Annotated in this window: 12 protein-coding genes; 7 read left to right on the forward strand and 5 right to left on the reverse strand. The window is 68.4% G+C overall.

Annotated elements, in window-relative coordinates; all coding sequences use genetic code 11:
* Window positions 1-68 precede the first annotated feature (68 nt).
* Window positions 69-1,088, forward strand: coding sequence for an NlpC/P60 family protein (locus tag ACFWPS_RS03520; protein ID WP_383700477.1), 1,020 nt, complete (start codon window positions 69-71; stop codon window positions 1,086-1,088).
* Between the two features lie 191 nt (window positions 1,089-1,279).
* The gene (locus ACFWPS_RS03525) at window positions 1,280-1,972 is read left to right on the forward strand and encodes a phosphatase PAP2 family protein (protein WP_383700479.1); all 693 of its coding nucleotides are present in this window, start codon (window positions 1,280-1,282) and stop codon (window positions 1,970-1,972) included.
* 165 nt (window positions 1,973-2,137) lie between these two features.
* Here the strand turns inward: ACFWPS_RS03525 and ACFWPS_RS03530 are convergent, their stop codons facing one another.
* Window positions 2,138-3,700 (reverse strand): FAD-binding oxidoreductase, encoded by a 1,563-nt coding sequence (locus ACFWPS_RS03530; protein WP_383700481.1) that lies wholly within the window; start codon window positions 3,698-3,700, stop codon window positions 2,138-2,140.
* A gap of 365 nt (window positions 3,701-4,065) precedes the next feature.
* On the opposite strand from ACFWPS_RS03530, the gene pstS reads away from it, so the two are divergent.
* The 4 genes from pstS to pstB all read left to right on the forward strand — a co-directional run bounded on the left by pstS (window position 4,066) and on the right by pstB (window position 8,210).
* Window positions 4,066-5,196 (forward strand): phosphate ABC transporter substrate-binding protein PstS, encoded by a 1,131-nt coding sequence (pstS, locus tag ACFWPS_RS03535; protein ID WP_383700483.1) that lies wholly within the window; start codon window positions 4,066-4,068, stop codon window positions 5,194-5,196.
* A 143-nt stretch (window positions 5,197-5,339) separates the two neighbouring features.
* Window positions 5,340-6,350, forward strand: a complete 1,011-nt coding sequence (gene pstC / locus ACFWPS_RS03540; protein WP_383700485.1) for a phosphate ABC transporter permease subunit PstC — start codon at window positions 5,340-5,342, stop codon at window positions 6,348-6,350.
* The gene (gene pstA, locus ACFWPS_RS03545; protein WP_383700487.1) at window positions 6,347-7,393 is read left to right on the forward strand and encodes a phosphate ABC transporter permease PstA; all 1,047 of its coding nucleotides are present in this window, start codon (window positions 6,347-6,349) and stop codon (window positions 7,391-7,393) included. Before pstC ends, pstA begins: the two co-directional genes overlap by 4 nt.
* Before the next feature lie 40 nt (window positions 7,394-7,433).
* Window positions 7,434-8,210: a phosphate ABC transporter ATP-binding protein PstB gene (gene pstB / locus ACFWPS_RS03550; protein WP_383700489.1), complete on the forward strand. Its 777-nt coding sequence runs from the start codon at window positions 7,434-7,436 to the stop codon at window positions 8,208-8,210.
* Window positions 8,211-8,607: 397 nt separating this feature from the next.
* Here the strand turns inward: pstB and ACFWPS_RS03555 are convergent, their stop codons facing one another.
* Window positions 8,608-9,606 (reverse strand): anion permease, encoded by a 999-nt coding sequence (locus ACFWPS_RS03555; protein WP_383700491.1) that lies wholly within the window; start codon window positions 9,604-9,606, stop codon window positions 8,608-8,610.
* Window positions 9,607-9,613: 7 nt separating this feature from the next.
* A complete protein-coding gene (locus tag ACFWPS_RS03560; RefSeq protein WP_132892118.1) occupies window positions 9,614-10,234 on the reverse strand; it encodes a DUF47 domain-containing protein in 621 nt (206 codons plus the stop codon).
* A 197-nt stretch (window positions 10,235-10,431) separates the two neighbouring features.
* On the opposite strand from ACFWPS_RS03560, the gene ACFWPS_RS03565 reads away from it, so the two are divergent.
* Window positions 10,432-10,770, forward strand: a complete 339-nt coding sequence (locus ACFWPS_RS03565) for a metal-sensitive transcriptional regulator (RefSeq protein ID WP_217546246.1) — start codon at window positions 10,432-10,434, stop codon at window positions 10,768-10,770.
* A 30-nt stretch (window positions 10,771-10,800) separates the two neighbouring features.
* Here ACFWPS_RS03565 and ACFWPS_RS03570 read toward each other — a convergent pair whose 3' ends face one another.
* Window positions 10,801-10,968, reverse strand: a complete 168-nt coding sequence (locus tag ACFWPS_RS03570; RefSeq protein ID WP_383700493.1) for a hypothetical protein — start codon at window positions 10,966-10,968, stop codon at window positions 10,801-10,803.
* A 104-nt stretch (window positions 10,969-11,072) separates the two neighbouring features.
* Window positions 11,073-11,927, reverse strand: coding sequence for a hypothetical protein (locus ACFWPS_RS03575; protein ID WP_383700495.1), 855 nt, complete (start codon window positions 11,925-11,927; stop codon window positions 11,073-11,075).
* Window positions 11,928-12,150: the final 223 nt, after the last annotated feature.

Genomic DNA, 12,150 nt, shown 5'->3' on the forward strand with positions numbered 1-12,150 from the left:
CGTCATGTGCGCCGTCTTCCTGTGAAATAGCGCCACTCTCCGCCGAAATGGCGTAGAGCAGCCCTGACATGGGGGAGGGTTGGGGCGTGCGGAAAGTATGGGTGATCGGCGGGGCGGCGACGGCGCTCGGCGTGAGCTTCGTCATGCTGCTCGTCATCGGCGTGTACGTCGTCGCCGGGAACCTCCTCAACGGGGTCGGCGGTGCCGGCAAGACCCTGGCCAAGGGTGCCGTACCGGCCGCATACCAGACGCTCGTGCAGAAGTGGGGCAACCTCTGCTCCGCCCTCAACCCCGCCCTGCTCGCCGCACAGCTCTACCAGGAGAGCGGGTTCAACCCGAAGGCGCAGAGCGCGGCGGCCGCGCAGGGGATAGCTCAGTTCATCCCGGGCACCTGGGCCACGCACGGCATCGACGGTAACGGGGACGGGGTCCGCGACGTCTGGGACCCGAACGACGCGATCCCGTCGGCCGCCTCCTACGACTGCCAGCTGGCGTCCTACGTGAAGGACGTGCCCGGCAACGTCTCCGACAACATGCTCGCCGCCTACAACGCGGGGGCGTACGCGGTCATCAAGTACAAGGGTGTGCCGCCGTACAAGGAGACCCAGAACTACGTCAAGACGATCACCACCCTGGAGGAGAGCTTCGCCGCGCCCGTCAGCCGGCTCTCCCCGACCAAGCAGGCCGCCGGAGCCATCAACTACGCCCAGACGAAGCTCGGCACCCCCTATCTCTGGGGCGGCAACGGCACTGCCCAGGACGGCGGCCGCTTCGACTGCTCCGGGCTGACCAAGGCGGCGTACGCCAGTGTCGGGATCACCCTGCCGCGGGTCGCCAACGACCAGTACAACGCGGGGCCGCATCCCTCGCGCAGCGAACTGCTCCCGGGGGATCTCGTCTTCTTCTCCACCGACCTCTCGAACTCCCGCGCCATCCACCACGTGGGGATCTATGTCGGCGGCGGCTACATGATCGACGCGCCCTACACCGGGGCCGTGATCCGGTTCGACCCCATCGACTCGGCCGACTACTTCGGGGCCACCCGCGTCACCGAGGATGGCGCGAAAGCGCTCCCCACGACGGTGTGAACGGAGCGTATAACCCACCCCCTGAGCTGGGGGTTTGTGTCTCTCTTCGATAACGTCTGCGTGATCATTCGGTGGAACCTGGAACGTAGTGGTGTGGGCCGTGCGTTCCTGTTGACGTAGCCGACCACGGGGGTGGCAGCGAGCGACGCACACCAGGTGCGTCCCGGACGACGAGAAGGGGCCGCAGCGCGATGGCTGTAATCGCCGAATCCGGATCGAACCCCGACGTCGACCTGCTCTACGACATCAACGGCCTGGCCAAGGACGCGCCGCACTGGTTCGACCGGGGCATGGAGTTCGTCGGGGAGTACGGGCTGCTGGTCGCGATGGTGCTGCTGGTGGTGTGGTGCTGGTGGTCCGTGCGGCGCCGGGGGGCCGAGGACGCCGCGTCCACGATGGCCGCGCTGGTGTGGGCGCCGCTCGCCGCCGCGATCGCCGTCCTCGTGAACGTTCCCATCCGCGGCTTCGTCGAGCGGCCCCGGCCGTTCCTCACCCACCAGGGGCTCGACGTCCTGATCTCCGGCAAGACCGACTACTCCTTCGTGAGCGACCACGCGACGATCACCATGGCGTTGGGGGTCGGGCTGTTCGTCGCCAACCGGAGGTTCGGGGTGGCGGGGATAGGGCTGGCGCTGGTGGAGGGGTTCTGCCGGGTGTACATGGGGGTGCACTACCCGACGGACGTGGTCGGCGGCTTCGCGCTGGGCACGGCGGTCGTCCTTCTCCTCTCTCCGCTGGCCACGGCCTTGCTGACGCCGGTGATGAAGGCGGTCGAGGGGTCGCCGCGGGTGGGGTGGATCGTGCGGGGACGGTCGGCGGCGGTGGGACTGGTGCCGGGGGGCCGTACGACGGTGGAGTCGGAGGAGCGGGATCTGGCGGCGTAGGCGGGGCTGAGGGCGGGGGGTTTCACTCGCCCGCGTTGGCGGGGTGCCGCTGCGCCCACCCGTGCCGCCCCAGCGGCACGACTGCCCGCGCAGCCATGGCGCCCCTCTAGGGGCGCGGGGAACTGCGCGAGCAACCCCCACGCGCCTGCAGACGACAACGGTTCCCTACAACCCCTGCGCGTACGAGAAGAACCTCTCCGGGTCGTACTGCTTCTTCACCTTGGTCAGCTTTGTCACGGCGTCGCCGTAGTACGCCTTCTTCCAGTCCGTCAGCGTCGGGTCCGTGTAGTTCTGGTAGGCCGCGCCGGAGGCGTACGGCTTCATCGCGGCATGCGCCGCGTTCAGCCAGGACTGGCCCGTGCTGCCGGAGGACCCGGCGCCCCAGGACACGATGTACTGCGCCAGCATCCGCGACCGCCGGTGCACGAACGCCGTCGCCGTCGGCGAGACCCGGTTCACCGCCCCGCCCAGCGCCGTGAACGCGATGCTGCCCGCACCGCCCCGGACGGCGGCGATCTGGTTCAGGGCCGTCTGGATACCGGCCGCGGAGAGCGAGCGGTCGAAGAAGTCGGAGCGGGCCGTGTAGGTCTCGCGGCCGAGCCTGCCCTGCGGGGAGCGGCCGGGGGTGGAGCCGGGCAGGTGGCACTGCGGCTCGGTGGAGAAGGAGGAGCAGCCGGCGTAGATCTCCATCGCCTCCTCGTAGCCGTGGCGGCGGAGAGAGACGGAGGAGGCGTTGGCGCCTGCCTGGTGGGCGAGGGTGTCGACCGCGTTCTGGAGTTCGCCGTACGTGCCCATGGAGAAGCAGGCCACCGCGACGCGCGGGCCGCTGCCCGAGTTCTCCAGGTGCAGGGACGACCAGATCTCGTCCGGCTGGGACGGGCCCCACTCCTGCCAGGCCTTCAGGACCTGCGCCGCCTTCGACCACGGCCAGGTCAGGTACGCCGTCACCCCCTGCGGGGTCGGGTGCGTCCTGAACTGCAGCTCCGTGACGACCCCGAAGTTGCCGTTGCCCGCGCCGCGCAGTGCCCAGAAGAGGTCCTTGTTGGTACTCGCGTTGGCGATCACCTGTGTGCCGTCCGCCGTGATCAGCGTCGCCTGCGTGAGGCTGTCGCAGGTCAGGCCGTAGGCGCGGGACGCGACCCCGTGGCCGCCGCCCATCACCACGCCGGAGACGCCGACGGTGGGGCAGGAACCCGCCGGTATGGTCACGCCCTTGGCCGCCAGGGCCCGGTAGACGTCGATCAGCTTGGAGCCGGCGCCGACGACCGCCGTACCGCCGCTGACGCGGATGCGGTTCAGCTTCGAGACGTCGACTATCAGGCGGCCGTTCCCGGAGGAGTAGCCCGCGTAGGAGTGGCCGCCGTTGCGGATCGAGACCTTCAGCGCGTGCGCCTGGGCGTACGACAGCGTCGTGCGGATGTCGTCGGCGTGGGCCACGTACGCGACCGCCGCCGGCTTCAGGCCGTCGAAGCGGGTGTTGTAGAGCTGGTGGGCTGTCGTCCAGGAGGCCTCGCCGGGGCGGACCAGGGTGCCGTCCAGGGCGTGGGCGAGGGCGGTCCAGTTGGCCGCGGCCGCTGCGCTGGTGGTCTTCAGCGCCGTACGAGAGGATGTGGTCGCGAGTGGCGTGCCGGTCGTGTGGGACGCGGTAGTGCCGCCGGAGCTGCACCCCGTCAGTGCGGTCGCCGTGAGGGCGGCCGCCCCGCCAGATATGAAGGTACGCCGTTCCATGCCCGTGCCTTTCGCGTCGGCTTTCGTGGGACGAGACGGCGTCCGTCGCACACGGGTTCCCGTGTGGTGTAACGAATGCTGTGACGTCGTAACGACTGCGATGGCGAACGGCGAAGAAATGTTCGCGTAACCCGCCCGTTGGAACCGGCATGTGCCCTCACCGTAAGCGTTCCGTGACCTAACCGGGTCGACGGCAGGGGTTCACCCTCCGTTCACCTATGGCCATCGGCCGCTTCACCTGTTCTGCCTAATTTCGGCCTTACCGGGTGCGGTGAGCGGTCGTTAATGCGCAGTGCAGGAGGCCCTCGCCCACCACCTACTTCGCACGCCGCCGAAGGTGGCGCCTCTGGAAGGAACTCCCGAAAGTGAAGCTTCAGCGCAAGAACCGGCTGCGCGCCCTGTCTCTCGGTGCTGTCGCCGTGTCCGGCGCCCTGGCCCTTACGGCGTGCGGCTCCGACGACAACGGTGGCGGCAGCGGTTCGAGCACGTCTTCGGCCTCCGCCAACGCCAGCTCCATCAAGTGCGACAACGCCAAGGGCCAGCTGCTTGCCGACGGCTCCTCCGCGCAGAAGAACGCGATCGACGCCTGGGTGAAGAGCTTCTCCCAGGCCTGTGGTGTGCAGATCAACTACAAGGGCTCCGGCTCCGGCGCCGGTGTGACCGCCTTCACGCAGGGCCAGGTCGCCTTCGCCGGTTCCGACTCCGCGCTCAAGCCGGAAGAGGTCACCGCCTCCAAGAAGGTCTGCTCCAGCGGCCAGGGCATCGACCTTCCGATGGTCGGCGGCGCGATCGCGATCGGTTACAACGTCCCGGGTGTCGACAACCTGGTTCTGGACGCGCCGACCCTCGCCAAGATCTTCGACAGCAAGATCACCAACTGGAACGACGCGGCGATCAAGAAGCTGAACCCGTCCGCCAAGCTCCCGGACCTGAAGATCCAGGCGTTCCACCGCTCGGACGAGTCGGGTACGACGGACAACCTCACCAAGTACCTGATCGCCACCACCCCGTCCAACTGGAAGTACTCCGGCGGCAAGGCCTGGCAGGCCAAGGGCGGCCAGTCCGCTCCGCAGTCCGCGGGTGTCGCCCAGCAGGTCAAGCAGACCTCCGGCGCCATCGGCTACTTCGAGCTCTCCTACGTCTCGGACGGCATCAAGGCCGCCTCCATCGACACGGGCGCCAGCGCGCCGGTGGCCCCGTCCACCGAGTCCGCCACCGCCGACATCGCGGCCGCCAAGGTCGTCGGTACCGGCAGCGACCTGTCGCTCCAGCTCGACTACAAGACCAAGGCCGAGGGCGCGTACCCGATCAGCCTGGTCACCTACGAGATCGTCTGCGACAAGGGCAACAAGGCCGACACCCTGCCCGCCACCAAGGCGTTCCTGCGCTACATCGCGAGCGAGGACGGCCAGAAGGTCCTCTCCACGATCGACTACGCCCCCGTTCCCGACGAGATCATCGCCAAGGTCCGTACCACCGTCGAGGGCCTGAGCTAAAGATCCGCGTGTGCGGCCGAGTTCCGGACGGAACCCGGCCGCACCGTCCGGTGCACCGCCGCCCGGAGCCGTACGCCCCTACGCGCGGGACGTACGGCTCCTCCGAGCCGCCCCCCAGGCGACTCCGCAGACCGGAGAACCCGATGGACATATCGACGCAGACATCAGACGCATCTCCCCCTACCCCCCCACAGCCCTCCGCGGCCGAGCAGAAGCGCGACGCGCGCGGTGCCACCCGCATCGGTGACCGGGTCTTCCTCGGGCTCTCCCGCGGTTCGGGCATCCTGCTCCTGGTGGTCATGGCCGCGATCGCGGTCTTCCTGACCTACCGGGCCGCCCTCGCGATCAACCGCGACCACGGCAACTTCCTCACCACCTTCGAGTGGAACACCAACCTCATCCCGCCGAGCTTCGGCATCGCGGTCCTGGCCTTCGGCACGGTCGTCTCCTCGATCATCGCCATGGCCGTCGCGGTCCCGATCGCGGTCGCGATCGCGCTGTTCATCACGCACTACGCACCGCGCCGCATGGCCGGCCCCGTCGCGTTCGTGATCGACCTGCTCGCCGCCGTGCCGTCCATCGTGTACGGCCTCTGGGGTGCCCTGATCCTCGTACCGCACATGACCGGCCTGTTCAGCTGGCTGAACGACTACTTCGGCTGGACCGGGATCTTCTCCTGGGACGGCGGCGCCCCGCGCACGATCCTGACCGTCTCGATCCTGCTCGCGATCATGATCCTGCCGATCATCACCAACGTGAGCCGCGAGGTCTTCCGTCAGGTCCCGCAGATGCACGAAGAGGCCGCCCTGGCCCTCGGTGCCACCCGCTGGGAGGTCGTCCGCATGGCGGTGCTGCCCTTCGGGCGCTCCGGCGTGATCTCCGCCTCGATGCTCGGCCTCGGCCGCGCGCTCGGCGAGACGATGGCCGTCGCCACCGTGCTCTCCCCGGACTTCGACATCCACGCCAGCCTGCTCAACCCGGGCGGCGGCACCTTCGCCCAGAACATCGCCAGCAAGTTCGGCGAGGCGACCGAGGACGGCCGTGACGCGCTCATCGCCTCCGGTCTGGTCCTCTTCGTCATCACCCTGCTGGTCAACGGCGCGGCCCGCATCATCATCCAGCGCCGCGCAGAGTACTCGGGGGCCAACGCATGAGCACCGCAGCAGCCAGCACCCTGCGCGGTGCCACCCTCCCCAAGTGGTCCTCCTACGCCATCGTCGGCGGGGCCATCGTCCTCGGCGTGGCCATCGGCCTGGTCGGCGGCCTGGACAGCAAGGTCCAGTGGGGTCTGATCGCCGGCCTCCTCTACGTCCTCGGCACCTATGTCATCGCCGCCCGTGTCGAGGGCCGCCGGCAGGCCAAGGACCGCGTCGCCACCTCCCTGGTCTGGGTCGCCTTCGTCGTCGCCGTGGTCCCGCTGGTCTCCCTGATCTGGGTGACCGTCTCGCGCGGTGTGAAGGTCCTGGACCCCTACTTCCTCAGCCACTCCATGGGCGTCGTCGCCAACGCCGACACCGGCGGTGGTGCCTACGCGGCCATCATCGGCTCCCTGGAGCAGGTCGGCCTCGCCACCCTGATCGGCGCCCCGATCGGCATCCTCACCGCGGTCTACCTCGTCGAGTACGGACGCGGTCGCCTCGCGAAGGCCGTCACCTTCTTCGTGGACGTGATGACCGGTATCCCGTCGATCGTCGCGGGTCTGTTCATCCTCAGCATCATGCTGATCTTCAAGATGCAGCCCTTCGGCTTCGCCGGATCGCTGGCCCTGGCCATCCTGATGATGCCGGTGGTCGTGCGCTCCACTGAGGAGATGCTCAAGCTCGTCCCGAACGAGCTCCGAGAGGCGTCCCTGGCGCTCGGCGTGCCCAAGTGGCGCACCATCCTGAAGGTGGTCCTGCCGACTTCTATCGGCGGTATCACGACCGGTGTCATGCTGGCCATTGCCCGTATCGCGGGTGAGACCGCGCCGGTGCTGCTGCTGGTGTTCGGCAACCCGTTCATCAACAACAACCCCTTCGAGGGTGCGCAGTCGTCGCTGCCGCTGTTCATCTACCAGCAGTACGCGGACAGCGCCGGTGCCAACGCGGCCTACGACCGTGCCTGGGCGGCCTCGCTCACGCTGATCGCCTTCGTGATGATCCTGAACCTGGTGGCTCGCGGCATCGCCCGCTGGAAGGCCCCCAAGACCGGTCGCTGACCGGCCGACAGCGACCGACTCTCTGGAAGTGAAGAAGTAAATGTCCAAGCGAATCGACGTAAGCGGGCTCACCGCCTACTACGGCTCCCACAAGGCCATCGAAGACATCTCGATGAACGTCGAGCCGCGTACGGTCACGGCGTTCATCGGCCCCTCCGGCTGCGGCAAGTCGACGTTCCTGCGCACGCTGAACCGCATGCACGAGGTCACCCCCGGCGGCCGCGTCGAGGGCAAGGTCCTCCTCGACGACGAGAACCTGTACGGCGCCAACATCGACCCGGTGGCGGTGCGCCGCGAGATCGGCATGGTGTTCCAGCGCCCCAACCCCTTCCCCACGATGTCGATCTTCGACAACGTGGCCGCGGGTCTGCGGCTGAACGGCAACTTCAAGAAGAGCGAGCTCGGCGACATCGTCGAGAAGTCGCTCAAGGGCGCGAACCTCTGGAACGAGGTCAAGGACCGCCTGAACAAGCCGGGTTCCGGCCTCTCCGGTGGTCAGCAGCAGCGTCTGTGCATCGCGCGCGCGATCGCGGTCGAGCCGAAGGTGCTGCTCATGGACGAGCCCTGCTCCGCCCTCGACCCGATCTCCACCCTCGCCATCGAGGACCTGATCGGTGAGCTGAAGGAGCGCTTCACGATCGTCATCGTGACGCACAACATGCAGCAGGCGGCGCGTGTCTCCGACCGTACGGCGTTCTTCAACCTGGCCGCCGTCGGCCAGCCCGGCAAGCTGATCGAGATCGACGACACGGAGCGCATCTTCTCCAACCCGTCGGTCCAGGCCACGGAGGACTACATCTCCGGCCGCTTCGGCTGAGCCGAGGATCCACCGACCCCTCGCGGTGCTGCATGGCGGTGCCACCGCGAGGATGCAAGAGGGCCCGCCCCTGGCTCCCGGGGGCGGGCCCGTCTGCGTGCAGCGCCTTGTCTCTTGGGGCGCGGGGTGTGCAGTGCCCTGTCTTTTTTGGGGGGCGCGGGGAACTGCGCGACAAGCCACGACGATGGCGCAACCCGACCGACGACGGACCGCGGCACTCTCGGACCCATTCCGTTCAGCGTCGACTGCGGGTGCGCTGTGGCTGGTCGCGCAGTTCCCCGCGCCCCTTCCGGGGCTCGTCGGGCAGCCGCACATCGAATACGGTCCCGTGCCTCTTACGTGGTATTCGACCTAGCCTCTCTACGAAGCGAGTCGGGTGGGCGGGTGGGCCAAGGGGCTACAGGAACGCCAGGTCCACGACGCCGAAGGCCGCCGCTGCCACCAGTGCCGCCGCCGGCATCGTGATGAACCAGCCCAGGACGATGTTCTTGGCCACGCCCCAGCGGACCGCGTTCACGCGCTTCGTCGCGCCGACGCCCATGATGGCCGAGGTGATGACGTGGGTGGTGGAGATGGGCGCCTTGAAGAGGAACGCCGTGGTGAACATGATCGACGCGCCCGTCGCCTCGGCGGCGAAGCCCTGCGGGGGGTCCAGTTCGATGATCTTCCGGCCCAGTGTGCGCATGATGCGCCAGCCGCCGGCGTAGGTGCCGAGGGAGAGCATGACGGCACAGACGATCTTGACCCAGACCGGGAACCCGTCGCCGTACGTCTCGTGGCCGGAAATCACCAGTGCCATGACGACGACGCCCATCGTCTTCTGGGCGTCCTGGAGGCCGTGTCCGAGGGCCATGCCGGCCGCGGAGACGGTCTGGGCGATACGGAAGCCGCGCTTCGTCTTGTGCGGGTTGGCGCGGCGGAAGATCCACATGATGGCCGTCATGACCAGGTAGCCGAGGATCAGGCCGACCACCGGCGACAGGAACATCGGGATGATGACCTTGTCGATGACGCCGTTCCAGAGGACCGTCGTGCCGCCGGCCAGGGCCGCGCCCACCAGGCCGCCGAAGAGCGCGTGGGAGGAGGACGAGGGCAGGCCGTAGTACCAGGTGACGAGGTTCCAGACGATCGCGCCGACCAGCGCCGCGAAGAGGATGCCCATGCCCTTGGAGCCCTCGGGCGTCTCGATCAGGCCCTCGCTGACGGTCTTGGCGACCCCGGTGCCGAAGAACGCGCCGGCCAGGTTCATCACCGCGGCCATGGCGAGCGCCGCCCGCGGGGTCAGCGCCCGGGTCGAGACCGACGTGGCGATCGCGTTCGCCGAGTCGTGGAAACCGTTCGTGTACGTGAAGAAGAGCGCGACCAGGATGGTCACGACGAGCGCGAAGGTGTCCATCGACGGCTCAGGACTCCTTGACGGCGATGGTCTCCACCGTGTTCGCAACGTGCTCGAACGCGTCCGCCGCCTCTTCCAGGACGTCCACGATCTGCTTGAGCTTCAGCACCTCGATCGCGTCGTACTTGCCGTTGAAGAGGTGGGCGAGAAGCTTGCGGTGGATCTGGTCCGCCTGGTTCTCCAGGCGGTTCACCTCGATCCAGTACTCGGTGAGGTTGTCCAGCGTGCGCAGGTGGGGCATCGCCTCGGCCGTCAGGTCGGCGGCCCGCGCCAGCACCTCGATCTGCTGCTCGACGCCCTTCGGCAGTTCCTCGACGTTGTAGAGGACGACCAGGTCGACGGCCTCCTCCATGAAGTCCATGATGTCGTCGAGGGAGGACGCGAGGGTGTAGATGTCCTCGCGGTCGAAGGGCGTGATGAACGAGGAGTTCAGCTGGTGGAAGATCGCATGCGTGGCGTCGTCACCTGCGTGTTCCGCTGCCCGCATACGCTCTGCGATCTCGGCCCGGGCAGACGCGTCCGCCCCGAGCAGTTCCATCAGGAGTTTCGAGCCCGTGACGATGTTGTCCGCGGAGGCGGCGAACATGTCGTAGAAGCTCGTCTCCCTGGGGGTCAGACGAAAGCGCACTTGGGGTCCTCGGTATGCATGGGTTTCGGTCAGGCTGATGCTAAGCGCATCATCCGGCCACGGCTAATGGGCCGCCCTCCAGTTTCGCCCATCGGGCTTGGTGATCAGCACGGGGGCGTCCCGAGGGCCCTATACCCAGCAAAGTTCGTTACCATATACCCACCAGGGGTATATGTCTCGACAATGCGGAGGACGCGATGACGACCACCGAGGCCGGCGCCACGAAGCCCTCCGGAAGCGGAGCGCCGGCGACCACGCACGGCTACCACAAGCAGAAGGACGAGCACCTCAAACGGCTGCGCCGGATCGAGGGCCAGATCCGGGGTCTGCAGCGGATGGTCGACGAGGACACCTACTGCATCGACATACTCACCCAGGTCTCCGCCTCCACCAAGGCCCTGCAGTCCTTCGCCCTGCAGCTGCTCGAGGAGCACCTGCGGCACTGCGTCGCCGACGCTGCCGTCAAGGGCGGGTCGGAGATCGACGCGAAGGTCGAGGAGGCCACTCAGGCCATCGCCCGCCTGCTGCGGACCTGACGCCGGGGTCCAGGGCGGAGCTGGCCGGAATCAGCAGGCCTCGCGCTCCTCGGTCACACGCAGCACCTCGTCGATGCTCGCCAGGCTGAGCCGGTCCTCGGCGGCCGACGCCGCGATGATCAGTTCTCCGCACAGCTCGATCTCGGCGAGGGCCACGTGGTCCTGAACTGCCGTACCGCCGACCGGAGCCACGTGCATCACCTCTTCTCTGCCGTCACCGACTCTCTAGAGTAGGCAGCGGTCTACACAACGCGCATGGCACGGACGGGCTAGTTCACAGGTTGCACAGAGCCGTTCCCTGACTAGTGCGTCGGCTGGTTTTCGGCGATCCGGCCCGCGTAGATGTCCCCGGGACGTGGCAGCTTCACGTCGACCGGTGTGCCGAAACCGTACAGCAGGGTCGTCGAGGCGACCGCCACGGTGCCCTTGCCGCTGTCGTTGACGAAGCTGAACCGCTGCCGCAGTTTCCGGATCCGGCCCTGGTCGTCGAGGTACACGTCGAACGGGACCTCGGCGGTGGCGAACCCTTTCGCCGCGGCCGCCAGGGAGGCCCTGTTGCCGGCCGAGGCCGAGCGGGCGGCGGCCGCGAGGTCGGCGGTGCCCCGGTAGTGCCGGACCTCGGTCCCGGCGAGCTCGGTCCTTCCCAGGTAGGTCGCCGTGCGGGTGCCGCGCAGCAGTTCGGCCGCCGCGAAGGGGTCGGTCGCGCCGCCGGTGACCAGGTTGCCGTCGGAGAGGGTGGCGGTCTCCACCCGGACCCACTTGTCGGCGGGCACCCCGGCGCCCCGGTTCTTCATGAACAGCGCGCCAGGGGCGAGGAGTTCGGTGATCGGGCGGTGCTCGGAGGCACCGGCGGGGTCCTGCGGGAGGACGACCGTGAGCCTGCCGAACTGCCTGTCGTAGTCGTAGACGCCCTTGCCGCGGATGGTGACCCGGGTGCCTCCGGTGGCCATCTCCATCGACGTCGTCGCCTCGGAGGTGCGGGTGGCGCGCAGGGTGTCCGCCGTGCGCTTCAGGAGGGGGACCGGGTTGTCGCCGGGGGTGCCGCCGACGCCCTCGGCCGTGGCGCCGCCGCAGCCGGTGGCGCAGGCGCCGAGGCCGACCACGAGCCCTACGGTGACGGCCGTCTTTCCAGCGCGCCAGTGCTGCCGCCGATCCATCGCCTGCCTACCCCCAGCCGGTACGTCCGTCACGGGCCCCCTGTCGTTCCGCTTAACGAGGGGTGGGAGGGGCCGTCACGCATACCAGCGCTTTACCGAGCGTGGGTAACGTTGTCGGTGTGGCGCAGGAGGACGGTTCCGGGCGGGCCCTGCAGGGGGCGGAACACGACGCGGGGACGGTTGAACAGGGGCGGTTCTGTTTCGCCCGGTGCACGTGTGGGTG

This window comes from Streptomyces sp. NPDC058457, assembly GCF_042720695.1.
Taxonomy (GTDB): Bacteria; Actinomycetota; Actinomycetes; order Streptomycetales; family Streptomycetaceae; genus Streptomyces.